At 58.6% G+C, this 23193-nt stretch carries 20 protein-coding genes; 11 read left to right on the forward strand and 9 right to left on the reverse strand.

Going from position 1 to position 23193, the window contains the following annotated elements:
* Window position 1: 1 nt before the first annotated feature.
* From B0O95_RS08065 to B0O95_RS08075, 3 genes are read right to left on the reverse strand one after another with little or no spacing between them, the layout of a single operon-like run.
* Window positions 2–1105: an ABC transporter substrate-binding protein gene (locus tag B0O95_RS08065; protein ID WP_104077425.1), complete on the reverse strand. Its 1104-nt coding sequence runs from the start codon at window positions 1103–1105 to the stop codon at window positions 2–4.
* Window positions 1102–2151: an ABC transporter ATP-binding protein gene (locus B0O95_RS08070; protein WP_199180461.1), complete on the reverse strand. Its 1050-nt coding sequence runs from the start codon at window positions 2149–2151 to the stop codon at window positions 1102–1104. Before B0O95_RS08070 ends, B0O95_RS08065 begins: the two co-directional genes overlap by 4 nt.
* A complete protein-coding gene (locus B0O95_RS08075; protein ID WP_233203235.1) occupies window positions 2148–2912 on the reverse strand; it encodes an ABC transporter permease in 765 nt (254 codons plus the stop codon). The genes B0O95_RS08070 and B0O95_RS08075 overlap by 4 nt, the downstream gene beginning before the upstream one ends.
* Before the next feature lie 844 nt (window positions 2913–3756).
* Between B0O95_RS08075 and ahpC the strand changes: the two genes are divergently transcribed.
* Both ahpC and ahpF read left to right on the forward strand, forming a co-directional pair.
* The gene (gene ahpC, locus B0O95_RS08080) at window positions 3757–4320 is read left to right on the forward strand and encodes an alkyl hydroperoxide reductase subunit C (RefSeq protein WP_104077427.1); all 564 of its coding nucleotides are present in this window, start codon (window positions 3757–3759) and stop codon (window positions 4318–4320) included.
* 116 nt (window positions 4321–4436) lie between these two features.
* Window positions 4437–6035 carry an alkyl hydroperoxide reductase subunit F gene (ahpF, locus tag B0O95_RS08085; RefSeq protein WP_104077428.1) on the forward strand — a complete coding sequence of 533 codons (1599 nt, stop codon included), beginning with the start codon at window positions 4437–4439 and terminating at the stop codon, window positions 6033–6035.
* Window positions 6036–6433: 398 nt separating this feature from the next.
* On the opposite strand, the gene B0O95_RS17190 is transcribed toward ahpF, so the two are convergent.
* Window positions 6434–6721, reverse strand: a complete 288-nt coding sequence (locus B0O95_RS17190; protein ID WP_146064029.1) for a hypothetical protein — start codon at window positions 6719–6721, stop codon at window positions 6434–6436.
* A gap of 107 nt (window positions 6722–6828) precedes the next feature.
* Here B0O95_RS17190 and B0O95_RS08100 point away from each other — a divergent pair, with 107 nt between their 5' ends.
* Window positions 6829–7962, forward strand: coding sequence for a porin (locus B0O95_RS08100; protein ID WP_104077430.1), 1134 nt, complete (start codon window positions 6829–6831; stop codon window positions 7960–7962).
* Between the two features lie 108 nt (window positions 7963–8070).
* Here B0O95_RS08100 and B0O95_RS08105 read toward each other — a convergent pair whose 3' ends face one another.
* The 4 genes from B0O95_RS08105 to B0O95_RS08120 all read right to left on the reverse strand — a co-directional run bounded on the left by B0O95_RS08105 (window position 8071) and on the right by B0O95_RS08120 (window position 14006).
* Window positions 8071–9351 carry a virulence factor family protein gene (locus tag B0O95_RS08105; RefSeq protein WP_104077431.1) on the reverse strand — a complete coding sequence of 427 codons (1281 nt, stop codon included), beginning with the start codon at window positions 9349–9351 and terminating at the stop codon, window positions 8071–8073.
* On the reverse strand, window positions 9348–11900 hold the full coding sequence (gene mprF, locus B0O95_RS08110) for a bifunctional lysylphosphatidylglycerol flippase/synthetase MprF (RefSeq protein WP_233203244.1): 2553 nt from the start codon (window positions 11898–11900) through the stop codon (window positions 9348–9350). The genes B0O95_RS08105 and mprF overlap by 4 nt, the downstream gene beginning before the upstream one ends.
* Window positions 11901–12246: 346 nt before the next feature.
* Window positions 12247–12672, reverse strand: coding sequence for a hypothetical protein (locus B0O95_RS15490; RefSeq protein ID WP_146064023.1), 426 nt, complete (start codon window positions 12670–12672; stop codon window positions 12247–12249).
* A 332-nt stretch (window positions 12673–13004) separates the two neighbouring features.
* On the reverse strand, window positions 13005–14006 hold the full coding sequence (locus B0O95_RS08120; RefSeq protein WP_104077434.1) for a hypothetical protein: 1002 nt from the start codon (window positions 14004–14006) through the stop codon (window positions 13005–13007).
* A 653-nt stretch (window positions 14007–14659) separates the two neighbouring features.
* On the opposite strand from B0O95_RS08120, the gene B0O95_RS08125 reads away from it, so the two are divergent.
* The 6 genes from B0O95_RS08125 (at window position 14660) to B0O95_RS08150 (ending at window position 18895) form a co-directional block, all read left to right on the forward strand.
* A complete protein-coding gene (locus B0O95_RS08125) occupies window positions 14660–16198 on the forward strand; it encodes an alanine/glycine:cation symporter family protein (RefSeq protein ID WP_323073987.1) in 1539 nt (512 codons plus the stop codon).
* 9 nt (window positions 16199–16207) lie between these two features.
* Window positions 16208–16585 (forward strand): hypothetical protein, encoded by a 378-nt coding sequence (locus B0O95_RS17030; protein ID WP_104077436.1) that lies wholly within the window; start codon window positions 16208–16210, stop codon window positions 16583–16585.
* 39 nt (window positions 16586–16624) lie between these two features.
* Window positions 16625–16864: a hypothetical protein gene (locus B0O95_RS17035; protein ID WP_332908560.1), complete on the forward strand. Its 240-nt coding sequence runs from the start codon at window positions 16625–16627 to the stop codon at window positions 16862–16864.
* A gap of 329 nt (window positions 16865–17193) precedes the next feature.
* The gene (locus tag B0O95_RS08140) at window positions 17194–17589 is read left to right on the forward strand and encodes a response regulator (protein WP_076788726.1); all 396 of its coding nucleotides are present in this window, start codon (window positions 17194–17196) and stop codon (window positions 17587–17589) included.
* Between the two features lie 352 nt (window positions 17590–17941).
* Entirely contained in the window at window positions 17942–18178 is a 237-nt protein-coding gene (locus B0O95_RS08145; RefSeq protein ID WP_104077437.1) for a hypothetical protein, read from the forward strand.
* Between the two features lie 120 nt (window positions 18179–18298).
* Complete coding sequence (locus tag B0O95_RS08150; protein WP_104077438.1) at window positions 18299–18895, forward strand: AAA family ATPase; 597 nt, start codon at window positions 18299–18301, stop codon at window positions 18893–18895.
* Between the two features lie 185 nt (window positions 18896–19080).
* Here the strand turns inward: B0O95_RS08150 and B0O95_RS16535 are convergent, their stop codons facing one another.
* Window positions 19081–19647, reverse strand: coding sequence for a DUF2471 family protein (locus tag B0O95_RS16535; protein ID WP_233203238.1), 567 nt, complete (start codon window positions 19645–19647; stop codon window positions 19081–19083).
* A 76-nt stretch (window positions 19648–19723) separates the two neighbouring features.
* Between B0O95_RS16535 and B0O95_RS08160 the strand changes: the two genes are divergently transcribed.
* On the forward strand, window positions 19724–19999 hold the full coding sequence (locus tag B0O95_RS08160; RefSeq protein ID WP_104077439.1) for a hypothetical protein: 276 nt from the start codon (window positions 19724–19726) through the stop codon (window positions 19997–19999).
* A gap of 1086 nt (window positions 20000–21085) precedes the next feature.
* Complete coding sequence (locus B0O95_RS08165; RefSeq protein ID WP_233203239.1) at window positions 21086–23191, forward strand: autotransporter outer membrane beta-barrel domain-containing protein; 2106 nt, start codon at window positions 21086–21088, stop codon at window positions 23189–23191.
* The last annotated feature ends 2 nt before the right edge of the window (window positions 23192–23193 follow it).

Below are 23193 nucleotides of genomic sequence, written 5' to 3' on the forward strand. Positions count from 1 at the left end.
ATTAATTTTTCAAAACGGCCTTTGCCCATAAACGATCGACTTCGCTCTTGCGAGCAGATGCCTTAATCACATCAAGAGGTCGTGTTTGTGGTGCGTCTGGCATCTTTTGCTGAATATCGGGAGGCAGTGAAATACTCTTCACCGAAGGTCGGACAAAGCCCTTGGCAAACAGTTGCTGTCCGATTTCGCTCATGATGAAGTTAAGCCACAATTTTCCCGCATTCGGGTGCGGCCCATTCTTCACGAGGCTAATGCCATAAGGTGCCGCAACACTCGCTTCTTTAGGAATCACGACATCAACAACATCGGTCATGCCTTTTTCTGTGTATTTAGCCTTAAGTCCATCATTCTCGTAACCGATCCAGATCGGTATCTCGCCCTTCATGAACTTCGAATAAGGCGTTGTTCCTTCAGTTCGAATGACATTGCCCGCAGCATGCAGTTTCCCCAAATAATCGATGCCGGGCTTAACGTCGTCTACGGAACCTCCATTGGCGTAGGCTGTAGCGAAGGCGACAACCTGCCCCACACCCGCGGAGCGTGGATCGAGGTAGACGATGCTATTCTTGTACTCTGGCTTGAGCAAATCAGCCCAAGAAGTGGGCGTATTACGCACAAGTTTTTTGTTCACAATAAATGCCACGTTCAGCGTATGGATGGTGAACCACTTGCCCTCCGGATCTCGAAACACCTCGGGCAGCGTATCGAAGTGGATCGGCTTAAAAGGCGCCACCACGCCCTGTTTTACAGCGTCCACCGCGGATGCTGCAAAATAATAAGCCGTGTCTGCTTGAGGCCGACGCCGGCTTTTATTCAGTGCAGTCACAGTCGCAGCAGAACCCAAATCATTATAGTGCAGTTTGATTCCGGGATAGCGCTTGTTGAACGCATCGAATAGCGCCTTCCAATTGGCCCATGTTGGCCCCGTATCCCACGAAACGACCTCGCTTTCTTTTCTGGCAGCCTCGTAAAGTGCAAGTTCACCAGGATAAAGCTGCACTTTTTCCCAAACGATATCAGAAGTAGAGGCTGCAGTGGAAACAGTAGTCCCAAACCCTGCAAATGGCACTAGTGCTGCCGATTGAACAAAGCGTCTGCGTTTCATAAGACCTCCTGTGAAGGGTCGTCGTCAAGCAGTTGAACACACTGCGGTGGAATAGAAATGCCGCTTACCGGCACCTCGATTGCTTCGCCTACGATCGGTTTGGAAGCGCCGTTTACTTGAAAGTCGTACCGAACCACTGAGCCCAAGTAGCGCTGGTTAACTGTACAACCTGTCAAATAGTTCAGTGTTCCTTCTGGAGGATCCTTTACCACATGCTCGGGACGGATCAGAACAAGTACCTTTTCTCCCAAACGTCGCCCATCAGTATTGGCAGCGATTTGAGCAAATCCTAAATCCACCTGATTATGTGCTGAAATTTTTGCGGGGAGTAATGTCGATAACCCCACAAACTCGGCTACCGCTCGGCTATTTGGATAACAGTAAATATTTTTTGGCGAGCCAAACTGTAGAAGCTTACCGTCTTTGAGCACGGCGACATAATCGGATAGCGTCAACGCTTCCTCTTGATCATGTGTGACCAATATAGTTGTTGCGTTAAATTTCTTCTGAATTGACCGGATCTGATCGCGCAAATATCCTCGAATACCTACATCGAGTGCCGCCAATGGCTCGTCGAGCAATAACGCTTTGGGATCGATTGCCAAAGCTCGAGCCAGCGCAACTCGCTGCTGTTGCCCGCCTGATAGATTGGAAACTGGCCTGGTGGCAAAGTTTCCTAAACCCACTGTTTCTAATAATTCGGCCGCTTTAGCTAGTCGGTTTTTTAACGGGATCTTTTTTAAAGCGAGTCCGTATGCTACGTTCTCGATCACATTGAGATGTGGGAAAAGCGCATAATTTTGGAATACCATTCCGATATTGCGCTTATGCACAGGTTTTCCTGCTAAATTTTCGCCGTCTAGGGTGATCGACCCCGATGCTTCGCTAATTAGGCCAGAAATAACCTTCAGAAGCGTTGACTTGCCAGAACCGCTTGCGCCAATCACGGCCACCATTTCACCGGTCTCGACCTCAAACGAAATATCAGTTAACCCATGTCCGGTCCCCGGGTATTGGTAACTCACTCTATCCAGAACCAGGCTCATGATTTTTTGATAGCGGTAGAAGAAACAAATGCCGCTGTGCTGGCTAACACAAGAAGAATAACGGTGGCCGCACAAGCAAAGCCAGTTGTACCATAAAAAGCTTGCCACAAGACAACCGGATAAGTGCGATTTTGGAAGCTGGCAAGTAAATTGGATAAACCAAATTCACCTACCGAAATGGCAGAAACCATCATAAGACCGCTTAACAGGCTTTTCCGTAAATTAGGTATGGCAATCCCAAAAAACTGCTGTAGTTCCGTAGCTCCCAACGTCGCGGCTGCGCGTTCTAGCGTCGCCAAATCGGAATGCCGAAGATCGGATAACAAAGTATTAGTAAGGTAAGGCAACGTATGAACAGCGTGTACTACGATCAGCAATGGCAAGGTTCCGAGCCAAGGGAAAACATCTGTGTTAAATACAATGATATAGCCAAAACCCAACGTGATGGTCGGTACGACTATAGGCATCATACTCACAATTTTAGCTGCGGCGCTCCCACCCCGGCCAGCTTTATGGTATAAGGAGTAAGCAAGTGGGAGGGCTAAAATCGTATTGATCGCGCACGCGCTCAGCGCCACCACGAGGCTCGTCGTAAACGCACTACGAAAAGACGAATCCAACCAAATATCGACGTACCATTGAACTGTTATCCCGCTAGGAAGTAGCGAGTTCATCCATAGCTCACCCACACTACCAATGCTCAACAACAGGATGGGCAGTAATAGGTAAATTGCGTAGACAGCAGCAATGCCTCGAACCACTATTCTCTCCACTTCAAGCAACCACCCAATACGCTTTGCTACTACGCAATCCTGATAATGCTGATAAAAGCGAGCCGCCGCTTCCCCTCCATATAGGGAACAGCACATCCCGAATTGGTTTAAGTTGAGGCCGTCACAGTAACATCGTTGACCATTTACGCCCGACAGTTTGCCTTAGACTTTGGCGGAGCGATAGGCTGTGTCAATTAGCCTAAATTATAGTGAAATCCGCCATATTTCAAACTAAGCTTTTGATTTTTATGGAAAAGTTAACGTTGAATCGAACGGAGAGACGGCGCCAAAGACTCATCATGTAATCACCTTACCGTCGAACATCCGCCATTGTGCGAAGTCGTTGAACTGCTCGCTCTTGGGGGTTGATGCATGAGTCGTGCGATGCGGATAAGTGGCCCCTATTGTTTGGATAATGTCATGAGATTTTTAAGTGGAACATTCGGTTAGTCACGTCGCCGATTAACTGTAGGCAGCGTCGCGAAGGATGCCTTGTCCGCGTCTGCTCGGCCAGATTGGAACGGGACCGTTTCCCGTTGTACAGGCTGAATTACTTGGCGACGGAGTGCGACGGTTCGTGCTCGACGGTGACACACGCGGCACTGGCGTGCCACCACCGAGTGCGGGCCGCCTATCGAGGTGGTTGACCGCAGGTAGAGCGAGTCGCCATCGTTCATGCCGCGAATGTGCCCCGCACTGCGTTTCATAATACGAAAAATTCTCGGCGATAGATGTAGCCAATCGGTCCGATACAACTAAACGACTTCACCGCGCCGCACCATTTGTCGTAAGCTTCGGGGTAGTCGTCTTTAACCCAAGAAGGAAAAGCGCAATGTCTCTTATCAACACGCAAGTCAAACCGTTCAAGGCAACTGCCTACCACAATGGCAATTTCGTGACAATCACGGAGGAGAACCTGAAGGGCAAGTGGTCGGTCGTCGTGTTCTACCCGGCTGACTTTACGTTCGTGTGCCCGACCGAGTTGGGTGATTTGGCAGACCACTACGCTGAATTCCAAAAGCTCGGTGCCGAGATCTATGGCGTGTCAACGGATACGCATTTCACGCACAAGGCCTGGCACGACACGTCGGAAACGATCGCCAAGATCAAGTATCCGTTGGTGGGCGATCCGACGGCCACGCTGGCCCGCAACTTCGAGGTGCTGATCGAGGAAGAAGGCCTGGCGCTGCGCGGCACGTTCGTGATCGACCCGGAAGGCCAGATCAAGCTGTACGAGATTCATGACAACGGCATCGGCCGTGACGCGAAGGAGTTGCTGCGCAAGGTGCAAGCTGCGCAGTATGTCGCGTCGCACCCCGGCGAAGTGTGCCCGGCCAAGTGGACCCCGGGCGCTGAGACGCTGAAGCCGTCGTTGGACCTGGTTGGTAAGATCTGACGTTTATGCGCCGTCCTACACCGGACGGCGCATGACGCGGCCGTCGCGGCACTGCGCCGTGACGTGCCGCCTGCCCGGCGCGCCCCTTCTTTGCTTCCTCCGTTGGAATCCTCGCGATGCTCGACGCCAATCTCAAGACCCAATTAAAAAGCTACCTGGACAACGTTACCGAAGCGATCGAGATCGACGCGTTCGTGGATGACAGCGACAAATCGGATGAACTGCGCGCACTGCTGCAGGACATCGCATCGCTGTCCACGCGCATCGTGGTGACGGAGCACACGGGTAATGACGTGGAGCGCGTGCCATCATTCGCGATCCGGCGCGTTGGCACGGATATCGCTGTGCGCTTCGCCGGCATTCCGATGGGTCACGAATTCACGTCGCTAGTGTTGGCGTTGCTGCAAGTCGGTGGCCACCCGGTCAAGCTCGAACCGGATGTGATCGAGCGGATCCGCAGCTTGGACGGCGACTATACGTTCGAGACCTATGTCTCGCTGTCTTGCCAGAATTGCCCTGAAGTCGTCCAGGCATTGAACGCGATGTCGGTAATCAATCCCAGGATTTGCCATGTGGCAATCGATGGCGCGCTGTTTCAGGACGAAGTGCAGTCGCGACAGGTCATGGCGGTGCCGACCCTGTATTTGAACGACGAAGTGTTCGGCCAGGGCCGCATGGGTGTCGAGGCATTGTTGGCGAAGCTGGACAGCAGCGGCGCCGCGCACGTGGCCGACAAGCTCAACGCGAAGGAAGTGTTCGACATGCTGATCGTCGGCGGCGGGCCGGCCGGCGCCGCCGCAGCGATCTATGCCGCGCGCAAGGGCATCCGCACCGGTGTGGTGGCCGAGCGTTTTGGTGGGCAAGTATTGGACACACTGGCAATCGAGAATTTTGTTTCGGTTCAGGAAACGGATGGACCGAAATTTGCGGCGGCGCTCGAGCAGCACGTGAAGTGCTACGACGTCGACGTGATCGATTTGCAACGCGCCGAATCGTTGCAGCCGGGCGACGTGACCGCGGTGCAGTTGGCCAGTGGTGCACAGCTGCGTGCGCGCAGCGTGGTGCTTGCCACAGGTGCGCGCTGGCGCGAGATCGACGTGCCCGGTGAGCGCGAATATCGCAACCGTGGCGTCGCGTACTGCCCGCATTGCGATGGTCCGCTGTTTAAGGGCAAGCGCGTGGCGGTGATTGGCGGCGGCAATTCCGGTGTCGAGGCCGCGATCGATCTGGCGGGCGTTGTCAAGCATGTGACGTTGCTGGAGTTCGATGGCCAGCTGCGTGCCGATGAGGTGCTGCAGCGCAAGCTGCGCAGCCTGGACAATGTGACGGTGCACACGCACGCGCAGACGACCGAGGTCACCGGCGATGGCAATAAGGTCGATGGCCTGACTTACGTGGACCGTTCGTCGGGCGAGCGTCACCATCTGGCGCTCGAGGGCGTGTTCGTGCAGATCGGCTTGGTGCCGAACACCGAATGGCTCAAGGGCAGCGGCGTCGCGCTGTCGCCGCGCGGTGAGATCGAAATCGATGCCAAGGGTCAGACGTCGGTGCCGGGTGTATTCGCGGCTGGCGATGTAACGACGGTTCCGTACAAGCAGATCGTGGTCGCCGTGGGCGAAGGCGCGAAGGCGGCGCTGGGCGCGTTCGAGCACCTGATTCGCACCTCTGCGCCGACCGATGCGGCGCTGCAGCAGCCGATCGAGGCGACCGCGTAGTCTGTCCCCGCGGCCCGGCCGATTCACGACTCGGAATAGGCGAGCCGGTGGCGCGTATCTGAAGTCAGATAGCAGAGACCTGCACTCACGCCGAGCATGTCGGCGGAAACCAGCACGATCCACGGGATACCGCTAACGAGCCGCGCGCCGGTAAACACGTGTGCAGCGAGTAACCCGTCTCGAAACAGCCGTACAGTTGCGGCGATGCGCCATTTAGCAGTGACGCTTGGAGGTTGTCGGTGTATCGTCACGGGTCGTTAGCTATCAAAAGCCGTCAGGCCACGCGATGACAAACGCGTCTTAGTGCTTTGCTTTTCAGTCGTCGCGCGTCAAGGATCGCTGCCGGGCTGCTTAGCGCTCGCGTCCGCGCGAGGCTGCGCCCTGGTAGCCGTGAAGGCCTACTTTACTGCACATCGACGAAATCGGGATGTCCACGTTGTGGGAATGACGGACACCGCCCGCCGATTCGTCAGCTTTCGTGCAGCGAGTTTCTCTACGTGCCCTGCTGGCGTAGCGCGCATGCGCGTTACACCGGACTCGACTTTCAACATAGCAAATGGATCGCGGACATGTTCCGCAAGGTGGACCTGTGCCCGGTAATCGGTAAAGCGGACCGTGTGCACGAGTCCGGGCCGGCCCTCGATGAAAAAGATTGGCGCATGAGCGTTGCGCGGATAGTCACCGATGACCTTGGGTTGATCGAATTCGACGCCGTGTCGCGCGCCGTCGGCAGGGCTGGGGTGCCCAGCTAACGGTGCACAGGAAAGTAAATTAGGTAAGGCTTATTGATTAGATGCTGAGTAGAGCTATATTGACCACGAGCACCACTATCTGCGCGGTATTAGCCACGACGGCCCAAGCGCAGCGTTCCGTGGCGCTGCATGGCACGGTGGACACGGGCATCGCGTACATTCGTCACAGCGCGGGGCAGCACTCGCAATGGAAGATGTCACCCGGAACGCTGTCATCGAACGAATGGGGATTGCAGGGTACCGAAGAGCTCGTTGGTGGCCTCGCGGCCCACTTCGCGGTTGAGAACAGCTTCGACATCGGCCACGGGCAGTCGATCAGCAGTGGCCAGATGTTCGGGTCCAAGGCGTTCGTGGGTCTGTCGCACGAGCGTTGGGGCGCGGTGACGTTTGGCCGGCAAAGCGACCCGGTGGCGGAACTGCTGCAGCCGCTGACTGCCGGTTCGTACAGCGGGGTGTTCGTGACGCCGGGTGATGTCGATAGCTGCGGCGGCAGTGCCACGTTCAACCACGCGGTGAAGTGGACGAGTCCGAATTGGAGCGGGGTGACCGTTGAGGCCATGTACGCGTTTGGCGCAATTGCCGGTGCACCCGGGTCCGGTCAGGCGTATTCCGGTGCGCTGGTGTATGCGGGTGGGCCGCTGAGCTTGGGCACTGGCTTCCTGCATATCGATAATGGCAATGCGGCGCGCTCGATGCGGGGCGTGTCCTCGCCCGATTCGCTGTTCAACACTTCGGTCAATTCGGCATATGCCCGCGCGCGTTCGGTCGGCATCTTCAGGGCAGGCGGGCAATACGTGTTCGGCCTCGTGACAGTGGGTGCCGCTTTCAGTTTTTCACAATACAATCCGGACGCCTCGTCTGGGTTCTCCAAGGTGCAAAAGTATGGCAACGGCTCGGTATTCGCACTTTGGCAGGGGGCGACATCGCTGCAGGCGCTGGTGGGATACAACTACACTCGGTCCAGCGGCGCCTCGTCGGCCGCGTACCAGCAGGTCAACGTCGGCGTCGATTACTTGCTGAGCAAGCGCACTGATGTGTATTCGATGCTCGGCTATCAACATGCTTGCGGTCAGAACGGCCTGGGGCCCGCGCAAGCCGTGATCGGTTCGTACAACGTGGAGGCCGGAGCCAACTCTCAACTGCTCGCCATTGTGGGGGTTCGTCACCGGTTTTGATCAGCCAGGCGTGCGTCGTCGCCGACGCACGAGCATGTGCGCACGGGGCGGCACAACCGAGCGCCACTGACGGCGTAATCGAGCACTGCGGACGGCGCAACCGGCAAACTAGTGGCGAAGCGTGATTTGCTTTTTCCAGCTGGCCAGGATCCGTTGCGTCAACGTATCGTAGTCGCGTCCGAAATGGTGATCGCCGGGCATTTGCACCACGTCGACGCCGGTGCCGGCCAGCGCTGGACACAGCGTGTCGGTTTCGTGCTCGCCATACACGCATTGAACGATCGATGCGGGCAGCTTCACGACCTCGGGCTTGGCGGGCAGTGCGTCTGCGCTGGCCGGCATGCCGAGCCAGCCCGTGACGCGGATCTGAAAGTCGGCGGCCGGCGCGAAGCCAAGCAACGACACGTACGACACGCGCTCGCGCAACGGCTGCGGCAAGCGGTTATACAGGAACGGCATGACGTCGGCGCCAAACGAATAGCCGATCAGCGCGATGTCGCGCGCCTGCCAACGGGCGCCGTAAACGTGCAGCACGCGTGCGAGGTCGCGTGTGGTCTGCTCCGGTGTCTTGCGGCTCCAGAAATAGCGGAGACTATCCCAGCCGATCACCGATACGCCGTCTTTTTGCAGATTTTCTGCGATGGTCTTGTCTAGGTCGCGCCATCCGCCGTCGCCGGACATCACGATCGCCAGCATGTTGGAAGGCTTAGGCGCCTGCAATTCGACCAGGGGCAGATCGGACACGTCCTCGTCGCTGATGGCCGGCGCACGCAGGTACGGTGCCGCCCATGCGCGCAGCCGTTCCGCCTGGCTCCTGCCCGCGGCTGTGCCGGTCACGAAAAAGCCTGGCAGCCCGGCGCCGCGGCTCACCGTCGGGTCGGGCGGGCACGGCTGGAACCGCGCGTCGAGCGTAGGCGCCGGATCGAGCGACAGTGCGCCGGCCACCGTATTCGCTGGAGCCTGGGCGAGCACTTGCTTGGCCAGCGTCGCGCCTTGTCCGGTCCCCGCGACGATCGGCGCAAAATAGCGAGACGAATCCAACTGCCGCTCCAGCTGGTGGCTCAACGCTTCGGCGTCGCCGACCAGATGCTCGCAGCCTTGCGGTTTGGCGGCCAGATTTGCCGCATAGCGACGGGTATCGACGCCGACGACCAGCGCGCCATCGCGCGCTAACGCCTGTGCGGTGTCGTGGTCCGATGCGCTCCAGCCGTTTGCGTCGGAGAACAGCACGACGAAGCCGCGCAAGGGGCCGTGCGGACGGGTCAGCGAGACCTCTCCATAGCGCCCGCCGGACAGTGTGCTGGTGGTGGCGGCGTGGGCGCCGGGCAGCGCGAGCGCGTATGCGACGATTGCGCGAGTCGCGGCGATGATCAAGGAACGGATTTTCACGAGCGCCAGCCTCCTGCCAGCAGCGAGATGTCGGCCAGTGTCACGAATAGGCCGAGCGAGCCGGACACCGCCAAGTAACGCGGCTCCCAGCGCGGCTGAAACTTGCTCTTGAATCCACGCAGGCCGCGGAAATTGTAGAAGCGTCCGCCAAGGTGCCACGCCAGTCGCGCGACGCGCTGCCACAGCGACGGAAACGGCGTCGGCTGCACGCCCGACAGCGGCGCGATGCCCAGACTCAACGTGCGCAGTCCCGCCTCCTTTAAATGCAGGGTCAGCTTAGTGAACAGATATTCCATCGCGTACCCGGAGGCATCCGGCAGGTGGCGCATCACGCCAACGGTCGCCTCGGTGTGCACGTCCGTCGTCATGAACGTGACGAACGCGACCGCACGGCCGTGCTGGCGCAGCAACATGACCGATTGCGCGGCCAGATACGACGGGTTGAATGCGGCCACCGAAAAGCTCTTTTCTCGCGCCACGCGGCTTTGCAGCCATGCGTCGGAGATTGACTTGAGCGTCGGCAGGCATTCCGGCATGCGCGTCGGTTCAACCACTTCGATGGCCAGCCCGTCGCGTTCACCGCGCTTGAGCGCGTAGCGAAGATGGGCGCGGTGGGACCCCTTTAGATCGAAGTCGGCTAGCGCGATGTTCGCCTCCTCGCCCAGCTTCAGCAGGTGCAAGCCGGTATCGAGGTAGAACGGCAGTGCGTCGGCGCGTACCTGGTAGAACGCGGCGCGGCCGCCGTGCGCGTGCGCCAGCGCGACGAAACGGCGGATCAGTTCGGGCCATTCGCCGCGCGGGCCGACTGGGTCGTGCAGCGCCACCCACGTGCGTCCACGCTTGGCATACATCAGGAAGGCCTGGCGCGATGCGGAGAACAAGAAGCTCTTGTCGCCCATCATCGCGAGACCTGCGTCGCTGCGTTCCTGCGCGCGCACGATGCGTGCCGCGTCAGCAAGGTCTTGTTCGGCCGGCTTCACGAAGCGGCCGGCCGCTGGCCGCAGCAACTGCCAGAAGGCCAGCGCCGCCGCGCACAGCGCGGCCGCCAGTGTAGCACGCAACGCGCGCGGGGCCCGGCCGTCGAACGCGAATTGCCACCATAGCTCGCGTGTGTACGGCACGTCGCGGAACGCGTACAGCATGATCCACGTCGCAATCACGATTACGATGCCGACTGACACCCGCCAACTGGGCGTGAAGCGTTCCGCGAATAGCGACGAGCGGCGGTTGAAGTGGTGCCGCGTCGCGATTAACAGCAGCACCAAGATCCCGAGCACGCCGGCTTCGATGAACGCCAGCCCCTTGGTCAGCGATAGCCCGAGGTTGACGCTGGCCAGCAGCAAGGCTAGCCACCATGCGGCATCGAGCCGGCGCAGCAGTCCGCGGGCGACGAATAGCAGCAGCACGCCGAGTACGCTGGCAAGCAACTGCGAGCTTTCAAGGACCCACAGTGGCACGAGCGTGCTTAGCACCGCAATCCGGTGCATGAACGCCGGTGTTGCGCCGGAGACAATCAGCATGCAGCCGACTGCGAACGTGATGGTGCTCAGCAGTAGCGGCGCGAGCTGTGTGAGGCTGTGTGCGGCGTGCAGCGCGGGAGAAGTCATCACTACGCGCTTGAGCGTGCGTCCTTCGAACATGACCAGCGCGCCACCGCAAACGAGCAGCGGCAGCCCGAAGTAGATGGCCCGGTAGGCGAGCAACGCGGCCACCAGTTGCGGCATCGGCAGTTCTCGACCAAAGGCGATCAGCACCACGCCTTCGAATATGCCGACGCCGCCAGGGGTGTGGCCGACCATCCCGAGCAGCAACGCCGCCGCATAGACCGTCATGAACGTGGCGAAGCCAATCAACGCATCCGGCAACAGGACCCACAGCGCCAGCGCGGCGCCGGCGACGTCGACAATCGCCCAGCTCAGCTGGGCGATCAAATTGCGCCGCGACGGAATCGTCAGCGCGAGCCAGCGCCGCGTGCCGCCGCTGCCAATCGTGCGTGGTTGGCTGCGGCATGCCACCACCAGTGCTGCGATCGCCGCGAGCGCGAGCACGCCCGCGCAGCGCAGCATTGATGCCGGCAGGTGCAGCACCGACTCGAGTTGGCCGACTGCGATCAGCATGCCGGCGGCGCTCATTAGCACCAGCGCCGTGGCCAGGCCGATGCCGGTGAAGACGGTCAGGCGCCCGACTTGTGCCGGCGTCACGCCCGCCGCGCCGTAGATCCTGCAACGTACGGCCCCGCCGGTCAACGCGCCGAAGCTCGTTGCGTTGCCGATGGCCGAGCCGACCGTGGCACCGAGCAGTAACAATGCGCGCGGCACGCGCGCGCCGATGTGGTGCAGTCCGGCCATGTCTCGCCCGACGAGTCCGATGTAGCTCATGACTGTAGCGGCGAGCGCGCCGGTCCATTCCGCGGCGCTTAGTTGGCGCAGTTGATGGATCACCGAGCGGTAATGGACCGCGTAAGACAAATGTTGGAACAGGACGAGCAGCAGCGCGCAGCCGCCCAATGCAATTGCTGGGGTGACCAGGTGTTGCGCGTGTCGCAGCATGGTCCAGCGGTTGGCCCCGGCGCGTGCGGTCGAAAGAGTCAGTTTGATTTGGGGACGCATGAGTAGTGCGCGACTTCAAGGAATCCACGGCTTGGCCGTCCGAACGCGACGGCTAAGCTGCGGAAAGACGTCAACAAAACGTCTATATCGGCACTTGCGTTGACAGTGTTGACTCATTTGGTGTGCCCGGCTTCCACCTCACACGCCTTTTTGGACCTGCGGGCGTCTTCATGAAGGGATTGCCGGGCGCCAGAGCCGACTACCGACCGACTGGGACAGCGGTGTGAAGTTTGTCGGCTGGCTAAAAGATGGATGGGCGCAGCAGCGATGAAGAGGGAGCCTCCGGTTACAAGAGAAGCGGGTTTTTTCCTTTAGCTTCCTTGGGCTGTGCGAGATCTGCAGCGGATATTTTTTCTATGTTGTACTTTTTTACCTGTTTCCAAGCCTTATCCGCTTTTTCATGCTTGGCTCTAAGCTTTTTTTGTTCTTTTTCTTTCGGCTTTTGCATTTTGTGATATTGGGATATGTTCGATTTTTCCCAATTTTCTACCGTTTTTGGCCACTCCTTCTCTACCTTTTCCTGGTAAAAAGCGTCGCGTTCTTCTTTGGAGAGATGCTTGCGAGAGAAAAGTCCACAGAATACACCAGTATTTATTGAGTTGGGCTTGGCTGCGCGCCGCCCTGAAGCTTCATTCGGTTGTGTCGACGTGTTAGCTGATGAAATCAGTCTATGGGTAGAATTGAAGAAGTTTTGCGAGATCTGAGGTTTCATATCTGTTTCCTTACCTGTTTTTCGTGATGCAATGAAAGCCGGATTACCAATCATGTCGGTGAAATGGACGAAAGGAGTAACGGATTCGTTCCACCCTGATCACCGTCGATACTTGAGAAAGTAGGAGTAGCGTAACGGCCGTTAGACCGTCCGTTTCGGCCACATCCGACGTATTGGCGAGCGAAGCGAAGCGTGGTGTGTCCAGAGGCAGCCATTAACACGTCGCTGTGGAGCCATGCGGGTTGGCATGCCGCCCGATGCTTACCGCTATGCGCAGAACTCCGGTTCCTGCCGCTTCGGGAAGGACCCATATGCGGCAGGTTTCCCCTGGGTCAATCCATTACGGAACCTTTATTCGATTTGCTCAGGCCTGTTGGTGGAGCGTGATTTTCAGGCTCGACGGGTAGCCAACGACCCGTCTTTTTCGCCGTTTTCAGCCCTTCGATGATCAGGGTCTTTTTGCGTAAAGACACTGTTTTCATTTTTTCGGTGGCGAGTAGGACCCTTTGTGAGGGTCTTTTATCCGATTTCGGCGGACGGGGCGGTGCTGCCTGAGTGGTTTGCTTCGATGAAATGTTGTCTTCGGTAGGACGGAAAGCTGGGACGGCAGGAGTTGTAGGGAATTTCTTAAGGAGCTCGGTCTCCGTTTCTGTTCTATCTTCAATGTCTTTTGAGGCAACGTTATCTTTGCCTCTCTGATTTTTCCGCATAGCTTCCTTCGCCGTTTTCTTCGCTTCGGAGATCACAGTCTTTGTGCTTAACAACTCTGCCTTCATTGTTTTGACTTCGACTTCGACTTTTTTGAATTCGACTTTTTTGACGTTGACTTGGCCTATTTTTACCCTCGCAAACGCCTCGTTTGACGAAGTGCCACTGCTTCGGGTAGCCAGGTCAGCCCCATGGACGTCCAGATGCGTACGTGGGTCCTTTCGTTCGAGTGACTTGATGTCTGAAGGAAAACCCTTTGTCGTGCTGGTTTGTGTAGAAGCTTTTGTTCCAACGCCGGTGCGATTGTTAGCGGGGGCAGGGCGTGATGGAACTTGAGGAAACTGCTTAATAAGCTTGCTCTGCGACGAGCCGCATGGACGGAAGGCCTTTTTCAGCTGCTTGGCCACATTCCGGACTGTTTGTGACGTTTTCGAGTCGGTGGAGGCTAGCTTTTCCGTTGGCGGTTGCGTCGATATCGTCTTTTTCTTGCGCGAAAACAATCCGTCGAATTTGCTGTGCCAAGATCGCTCGCGTCCCGCGGCGGTGTTGCCGGATGTCGTTACATTGCCCCGGGGTGTCGGATCGGATTGGCGTGCTTGGCGGAATGGGTTGATCGTTATGCTCATGACGGTGGAGAGAACAGGAGGTGGGGTCTACATTACGCCGCCATCAGTATCTGTTTGAATGTCGGATCCGCATAAACGTTTCGGGAAACGAATGGCCACGTGCTGTTGGATGGCTGGGATGTATACTTTGCGTGTCAGCGTTCTCTAGGTGTGGCCGGCAAATCAAATGGGCATCCGACGGAGAATTCGTTGACTATTCAATGTGTTTCGCCGAACAGCAATGCATTCAATTTCCATCCGCTGCGGTTTGCCCAGACGCGAAACAGGATGTGTTTTTTCTCCACGCGCGGACACACGAGGGTAGCCAACGGTTCGGGGCGACGCGACAGGCGACGTCGATAACGAGAATACCCGCGATCATCGATGAACCAAGTTCCGGCGTTCTCAACGATACTCTATCGCGCTGTTTGTAGCCCTGGCTGGCACCATACGGGAACGTCGATAAGCCGCAATGGCTGCGATGCGCACGGTGGCCGCTGCTACTTCGAAGTCGAACTCTTTCATTGTTAGGGTTTTCGGTAATTAATACCGATCCGTGCAGCGGTACAGCAAATACCCGTAATTAATTCTCCTGGAACCACCCCTACGGCGGCTCGTTATGTGTAAAATTCGGACGCTGAAATCAATTCGTAAGGGTTGTAACAGGAATGAGCGTGGAAGTTTTTCTGGCATCGGCCATTGGCCACCTGAACGGAGTGTTGTGGAACTACATGCTGATCGCGCTGTTGTTAGGTGCGGGAGCATGGTTCACATGGCGCTTTGCCGGCATCCAGCTTCGCGCGCTGCCGCTGAGCGTGCAGACGCTGTTTCGCGACGATGGCGAAGGCAAGCGCAAGGGCGATGGCATTTCCTCGTTCCAAGCCTTTGCCACGGGGCTTGCGAGCCGGGTCGGCACGGGCAACATCGTGGGTGTTGCCGTTGCGTTGAGCGCGGGCGGTCCCGGTGCGATCTTCTGGATGTGGCTGACCGCGCTGCTCGGCATGGCGCTCGCATTCGTTGAGGCCACGCTCGCTCAGATATTCAAGGTGTCCCATCACGACAACACCTTTCGTGGCGGCCCGGCCTACTATATCTGGGTTGGATTGCGTTCCAGGCGGCTCGGGATGGTGTTTGCCGCATCGTTGATTCTTGCGTTCGGCCTCGTGTTCAACGCGGTGCAGGCCAATTCGGTCGCGGACGCGCTGCATGCGTCGTTCGGCACGGACCGGGTTGTCACGGGAGCCTTGCTGATCGTGTTGATCGCGCCGGTGATCTTTGGCGGGATTCGCCGCATTGCCCGCATCGCGCAGTTCCTCGTGCCGGTGATGGCCTTCGGCTACCTTGCACTGGCCGGCTACGTACTGTTGGCACACTTGAGTTCGTTCCCGGCGGTGATCGCGTTGATCGTGCGCAGTGCGTTCGGCCTCGAGCAGGCGGTCGGCGGCGTCGCAGGCTACGCCATCAGCCAGATCGTCGCGGTCGGCATCAAGCGCGGACTGTTCTCAAACGAGGCGGGTATGGGTAGCGCGCCGAACGCGGCAGCGACCGCCACCACGCGCCATCCTGTCACGCAGGGCCTGATCCAGATGCTCGGCGTGTTCGTCGACACGATCTTGATCTGCAGTGCGACGGCATTGATCATTTTGTTGTCTGGCGAGTACCAGCCTGGCGCGCCGGTCGAGGGTGCAGTGCTCACGCAGCGCGCGATGTCCAGCCATGTCGGCGATTGGGGCGCGACGTTCCTGACGTGTGCGATCTTCATGCTCGCGTTCTCGTCGATCATGGGCAACTACGCGTGTGCCGAGGGCAACGTCATGTTCATCACACGGCGCAAGGATGTGCTGGTCGGGTTCCGATGCGCGGTGCTCGGCATGGTGATGTTTGGCAGCGTCGCGAAGTTGCCGCTGATCTGGTCGATGGCCGACTTGAGCATGGGGCTGATGGCCACGATCAACTTGTTGGCGGTCTTGGCGCTCGGCAAGTATGCGCGAGCCGCATGGCTCGACTATTGTGCTCAGCGTAACGCTGGCATTGCGCAACCCGTGTTCAACAGGCACACGATTACCGGCTTGGATGCGCTATTGCCGGAGGGCGCATGGAGTGGCGATGCATATCGCCCTTCCACCGTCCGACAGAGCATTGGCGCGCAATCGGTTTCGGCGAAAGGAGTGCGCTCGCGCTCGGTGCCGGCTTGGGCAACCGACTCCAAGTAACTGGCGATAATGTTATCGGCGCTGCGGGGCTGCGGCGTCGCGTGGCTGGAAGCCGTAGCCGTGACGCCCGCGGCGGCGCTACGCGCGGTTGACGGCACGGCTGCCACAGGCACCGTACTGCTGTGTACTGTGGCGGCATGGGTGGCGCAGGTGCGCTGGCCCGATCGCAGTGAGTCGGGCAAACATCTGCTGGCCGGCAGCGCTGCTGCAGGGCTTCCATCTTGGCGCGGGCTATTGTGGGCGGTTGAGCAGGGACTCGGCGCCGCCGTGATGGCCCTGTTAGGTGCGCTGCAGCCGCTATTGACGGCAGTTGTGGCATCGCGGTTGTTTGGAGAGCGACGCTCGCCGCGAGGTTGGCCGGGCCTGTTGGTGGGCTTGGCGCAGTGACGCGTCCTGCTGCTTAAACTCGCTGCACATGACGCCGCTGTGCTGCCCCATGCGGTCGCTGGCGCGACCGGCACGGCGCAGTGGATCGTGGTGACTTCGGCGATCTTCGCGGTATTGTCGATTACGGCAGGGACGCTGTATCAAAAAACTTCGTTGTCGAATGCGCATTTGACCAGCGCCGCCGCGTTACAGAACGCCGGCGCTGCGCTGGTCGCCACCGGTTTCGTGCTGGTGCTTGGCGAGCGCCGCTGTGTCGCCGCGCCGCAACTGTGGGCGTAGCCTGGCATGGGGTATCGTGATGCCGTTGGGTTTCGCGACGACCCTGCTGGTCTGGATGGTGCGACGCGGAGACGCTGGGCGACGGCCCTGCTGTTCCTGGCGCCACCGTTGGCCGCGTTCAAAAGTTATCTAGGCGTTTGGCGAAACGTTGCTGCCAGTGCAATAGATTGGATTCGCCGTCGCATTGGCGGGCGTGCTGCTTGCTCGGACACGAGCGTCCGTCTGCTGAGCCGGTCGCCGATCGTGCGCGCGGATGTTTTCTTATATGCTTGAGTGCACGCGAGTTGCCGCATCCGGGAGCGGCGGCACTCGGATGGTTGGAGCTAAACGTGACGACGACTGTACTCCTTGTCGACGACGATCCGGAAACCCTCGCTGCCTGGGCCATTTGCTGCACGCAGCAGGGCTACGGGGTGCAGAGTGCCACTGACGGCGGGCATGCGCTGGCACTGCTCGACGCGACACAAATCGATATTGTTGTGGCCGATTGGCGCATGCCCAGGATGTCGGGGAGCGCATTGTGTCAGGCGATACGTAATCATCCCGTGCTTGCCGACACGCTGTTCATTCTTGTGTCGGGCGAATCCAGTCCGCCCGCGTTTGTCCGCTACGACGCGTTCCTGCGCAAGCCGCTGGATTATCCTGAATTGTTTTCGACGATGCGTCGGTTGCTTGACGCGCGCGCCGAGGAGCGCGCCGCGACGCGTAGGCTGCCGAGCGTCTGATGCCTTCCGCGGCGTGGCGTTTGCCACTGGCCGCTACGTGTGCCCGGCCATTGGCGCCGGTGCCTGCAAGTGATCATTAGGTCCCTGGCCGCTGGGCGCTGCACGGCCTTGGTTGGACGGCTGATTGAACCTGCTGGTCGCCGCTCTGCCCGGCGTGGGTGCCGCGCGCGACGATGCGATTGTGTTCGCGTTGACCATTCAGTTGGCGTTGCACGGTGCCGCTGACATGATCTCATAGCGCCATCGTCGTTGCCGCAGGCCCCGGACGACTTGCTATTGCGTGTTGCTTAGCTGTATGACGGCCATCCGCCGCAACTGCACCGCCTGATGCAGGCGTGCGCACTGGCGGTGGATGGCCGACTTGAACGATGGGACCGCGGCGGCAGCAGCGGAAACCTTCGCACTGGACTCGCAATACATCAAGCGGACGCTGCTCGCGCAACACGGCGTATTGCGGGCAGCAGCCGAATGCCGCGTCCAGACGGGCTTGTCAATGGTTGATTTGCAAATAGTCGAGCCTGCGGTAGCTGAACCCGCGACCGACTGGATTTGCGAGCGGCTCGATCTGCGGGTGGCTGGAAACGGCTGAATCCGCAGGCAGATGAGTTTGCGGGCAAAGGTGTCTACGCATGGCTGAGCCAGCGGAGCCTGCAAATGGTTGTATGTGCAAATGGTTGAATCTGTGAAGGATTGAATCGGGACAACGCCAATGGTCGACAATGAGTTCATCTGTGTGGACCGCTTCCATGTGATTACCGGGGGACCAGGATCGGGCAAGAGCACGCTGCTCGACGCACTGCAGGCGGCTGGCTATGCGCGTTCGGTCGAAGCAGGCAGGGGGGTGATCCAGGACCAGGTACGGATCGGCGGCCCAGCGCTGCCGTGGCATGATCCCGCGCTGTTTGCGCAGTGGATGTTGTGCTGGGAGATGCGCTCGTATCATTTGGCTCGTGAGCGCCGCGTGCCGGTATTGTTCGATCGAGGCGTGCCCGACGTCGTCGGTTATCTTCGTCTCTGCGGCTTGCCGGTGCCGCCACACGTGCTACGCGCCGCGCAATCGTTTCGCTATAACCGCCAGGTATTCATTGCGCCTCCTTGGCGCGAGATTTTTGTGCAGGATGTCGAAAGAAAGCAAGATTTCGACGAAGCACGGCGCACGTACGACGTGATGGTGTCGTCATACGATGCGCTGGGCTACCGGTTAGTCGAGCTGCCTTGCGGGCCGGTGAGTGAGCGGGCCCGGTTTGTCATTGAGCAGATCACGCGCGGCGACCACCGCGGCGGTCACGAGGGCTGTCGATCTTAGTGGATCGCCCTAGCGTGCCGGCGCAGGTCTTCACCGCTGCACGGCGCGTTGATGCGAACGGTCAGCACGAGTCACAATAGGATCGCTCGTAACAAACCTCCTCCCTCGGACGTATCGCTGGCAACTCGCCGTACGCCATTCAAATGCGGTGTAGTACTGTGCGGCACTGTGCATGCATACAGTGCCTAGGTGCAATCTGGTACGTCACGTTGGCGCGACCGGCAGCGTTTGCACGCGGTGCGATCGGCGGCGGCGATTGCCGTTCTGTCAACGGCTTGCGCTGCATATGCCCAGTTTATCCACAGCCTTCCCAACACATTCTGGGGATAACACGATACCGCGGCAAGGTATCGGTTCGCACCGTCGTCCCGCGCAGTCCCTGCGCAATACGGCATCGCGACCGTTTCGCATTGGACTTGCGGTGGCCGGGGCGTCGGCATCGCGATCAGACCATAGACGTCGAACACGAACCACGTGATCAGCGGCACGCGTTGCACGCCTGACACGCATATCGCCTCGTCCGAGTGCGGAAAGTCGTGCTCCGGCGATGGTGAGAACAGAGCAAGCAACGAGGCATCGTGGCGGCCGCTCAGTCCGAGGTCGGACAGCGCCTCTGCTTCGATGTCGTGAAGGCGCCGCCATGTCAGTGGCTCGTCGCGAACCCGATAGCGTCCGGCGATCGCATGCACGATTCGCCGCAAATCGGCGGCGGCGCGATCAAACGCCCGTTTCGAGAAAAATGCGTCGTCCATTTTCATCTCCTTGCGTTCGTATACTGTATATTTATACAGGTAATGGGGCAAGTCACGTTTTTCCGGAGGTGCCGCAATGCCCGACAAACCCATGCGTCGCTCGATGCCGCAGGTGGCGGCATTCGTGGATGCACTACGGGCGGCGTTCGGCGACGTGGAAATCGATTCGATGATCGCGCGCGGCATGGCCGGAGAGCCGGTGTTCTATGCACGGGAAGGGGGCGAGTCGATCGGCACGCCTGTGCCGTGCAGCAGTGAAGGGTGGCGTGGTGCCGGCCTGGCCGCACGCCACTATTGTCCCGGTTGCAGTGGCGATTGCGTCGGTACCGCACGCCGCTGCATCAAGCCGTAGCAGCCCCGTTTCCTGTTGGCGCGACAGGCACTTAGCATGCGTATCCAATGGTTGTCCACATCGTTGCAAACAAAATTTGTGAATAAGCCGGTGTAGACTTGAACGTCGGTGGCTGCGCCACCCGTCGGGTGTCGAGCGATATCGTTCAATCCAATGAGAGTCCGTTGTGAAAACGATCTTCGCTTGCCGGCCTCGGCTCGCGTGCCTGTGGCTCGTCGTGGTGTTTTTGCCGCCGCGCCACTTGTGCTTGCGCATGTCCATTCCACTCGGCAGTCGCCAGGGCCCAACGACACGGTCAGTTCCGCGCAGCAGGACGTATGAATTGCACCGCTTGGGTCGGTGATCATTGAGTTGACCGACGTAGCGTGAAAGCGGTGCCGGCCGGCACGAACTGCGCAAGGTCAGCTGTTCGTTGCACGTTATTGCGCGGTGGGGAACAAGTGCCGCGGGCTCAAGCACTTGCGCCGCTTGTCCCGAGGATATTCACAGGGACGTTCACAAAATCTGTGGAGAACTGCGCCCCCTAGTGTCCGCGCATCACGTCCAAGTGTGATGTCGTCGTCACCGTGCGGTCAGCGCCGAAGTGTACGTTGAAATAACCTCCTTGCGTCACGATACCCTCGCGCCATGTTCAGCTTTGCTTTCAATGTGTGCATGACTTGGCCGTTGGCGGATTGTCGCAGCCGATGATCAGTAGAGTACATCCGAGTATAGCGGCGAAGACTAGGCCGGGGGGCGACAAGCGCAAGCGTCGTGTCCATGCGTTTCGGCGTTTATTTTTCTGAAAATCCCGTAATTAATGTCGGAGTTGGATCTATTACGCGGGTTTGTAGAGGGCATCAGTCAGGTAGCGCTCAACGCCTTCGATACTGAGAAGATCATTTCAGGTTCTTATCCGCCATTTTCTTACCTAATGGCGCAGTCGCTGTAAGCAAATCGTCAGTAAGTCGTTAGAGTGCTGTCGGGCATCGTCGACGGTTTATAGATCGACATCGTGAAAGAACCGGTGTGCTGCTTGTGTAAGCATGAAAAAAGAAGTCGTCTTATGTGGTTTTGGGATGATCAGTTAGTTGGCTTGATAATAAATTGACGTTATTTGAAGATATGAATTCAAAAATTAATCGTGGTCAATGTGCAGAACGTATCCGTTTATTTTCATCGAACCGGGTGCTGCGCGTGATTATGTCGTGCGCGGCCGTCTATTTCGCAGTAGATAGCACGGACGTAAATGCTACAGAAGAAAGAAAAAATAAATTACACGTATCAGGTTCTTCCAACTCTGAGCCGCCTGCAGGGCCACGTAAAAAGGCGCAGAAGAAGCCGCGGAGAAAAGGGCAGGAAGTGCGGCAGTTAGATCCAGATGAGCAGGCAGTGCAGCGGATATTCAAAGAGTTGCATGAGTCCGTTTCAGAGGAGCGGTTAACACAAAGGCAGGAAGGAGGCCAACAGAAGGAAGCGTCGAATCGCGTCGAAGAGAAAGCGGAGCAGCGTCAAGAGATCCGGAGTTTCGTCGAAGAGAAAGCGGAGCAGCATCAAGAGATCCGGAGTTTCGTCAAAGAGAAAGCAGAGCAGCATCAAGAGATCCGGAGTTTCGTCAAAGAGAAAGCGGAGCAGCATCAAGAGATCCGGAGTTTCGTTAAAGAGGAAGCGGGGCAGCATCAAGAGATCCAAAGTCTCGTCGAAGAGGAAGCAGGGCAGCTGCAAGAGATCCAGAGTCTTGTCAAAGAGGAAGCGGGGCAGCTGCAAGAGATCCAGAGCCTCGTCGAAGAGGAAGCAGGGCAGTACCAAGAGATCCAAAGTCTCGTCGAAGTGGAAACAGGGCAGCACCAAGAGATCCAAAGTCTCGTCGAAGTGGAAGCAGGGCAGCACCAAGAGATTCAAAGTCTCGTTGAAGAGGAAGCGGGGCAGCTGCAAGAGATCCAAAGCCTTGTCGAAGAGGAGGCGGGGCAGCTGCAAGAGATCCAGAGTTTTGTCGAAGAGGAAGCGGGGCAGCAGGAAGAAATCCAGAGTGACGTAGAAGAGGAACCGACGCAGCAAGAGAGCACGGCCGTCGATCCGGAGTCGCGCGAGACCGCCGCATTGATCGACGACAAGCCTTCTCCCGACGATCGTCTGCGCGAAATGATCGCCTCGTACCCTCTGCTGGAGGGCAACGCGCTTTACAGTGCCGAGCGCATGTCAGAAGATGGCACCATCGTGGTGGGCGAAGGCCTCATCAACGGACGCGCACAGCCATTCATTGCGCGTGACGATGGAGGCAAGGTCGGGATTGTGGGCTTGTTCGACCTGAACGACTCGCTGAACAACGCGACCTTGTACAGTTCCGTGTTGCAATCCGCGGTGCAAACGTTCGTCCAGGACGGCATGCGTTGCAGCAGCTTCGACCAATACGGCGTGTGCATCTCGGCTGGCGCGCTATACAGCCACAATGCGGGCAAAGTGAACGGTGCGAACTGGCAGGGCGAATTCAGTGCGGCATACCGAATCAACGACGACTGGGTTGCTGGCCTAAGCTACCAGGCGCCGAGCTATCGCTTTGACGTAAGCAACGACACAATGCGTAACCGTGCCAGCCTGTTCGGGTTATTCGCCGAGTACGGAACCCGTACCCGTCCGGGCGTGTTTGCCCGTGTCGCGCTAGGCTACCAGCAAGGTGACTTGTCCATCGATCGGTCTTACCTGACTGCCTCCGGCGTGGACCGGTCCAACGGCGACACGACGGTCGCACAGCGCGCCGTGTCGACGCAGGGTGGCTACGTGTTCGCCGTACGGAACGCCAGTATCATGCCTTACCTGGGCATTGACTACTTGCGCACAAAACTCGGTGACTACACTGAGACATCCGGCCAGTTCCCGGTTCGTTTTAATGCCCGTACCGACGAAAACGTATATGGCACAGTGGGACTTAGCGGTCACCTGCGCTTCACCGATCAAACGGTCATTTCGGCGGGCGTCAAGCACGTCCAACGATTGAGCAGGAGCAACGATCCGGTGTCGGCCAGCGTGCCAGGGTTCGATCCATTCGTGGTCGGCGCGCAGTCAACACGCCAATGGAGCGAGTTTAGTGTCGGTGGCCGGTTTGCGACGCCCGTAAAAGCGTCAAGCTTGGATATCGGATACCGCCGTCGCTTCGCAAGTGGTGCGGCGATCGCGCAGGACATGGGGTCGGTGTTCTTCACGATGGGCTTCTGATC

The organism is Mycetohabitans endofungorum (assembly GCF_002927045.1).
Lineage (GTDB): Bacteria > Pseudomonadota > Gammaproteobacteria > Burkholderiales > Burkholderiaceae > Mycetohabitans > Mycetohabitans endofungorum.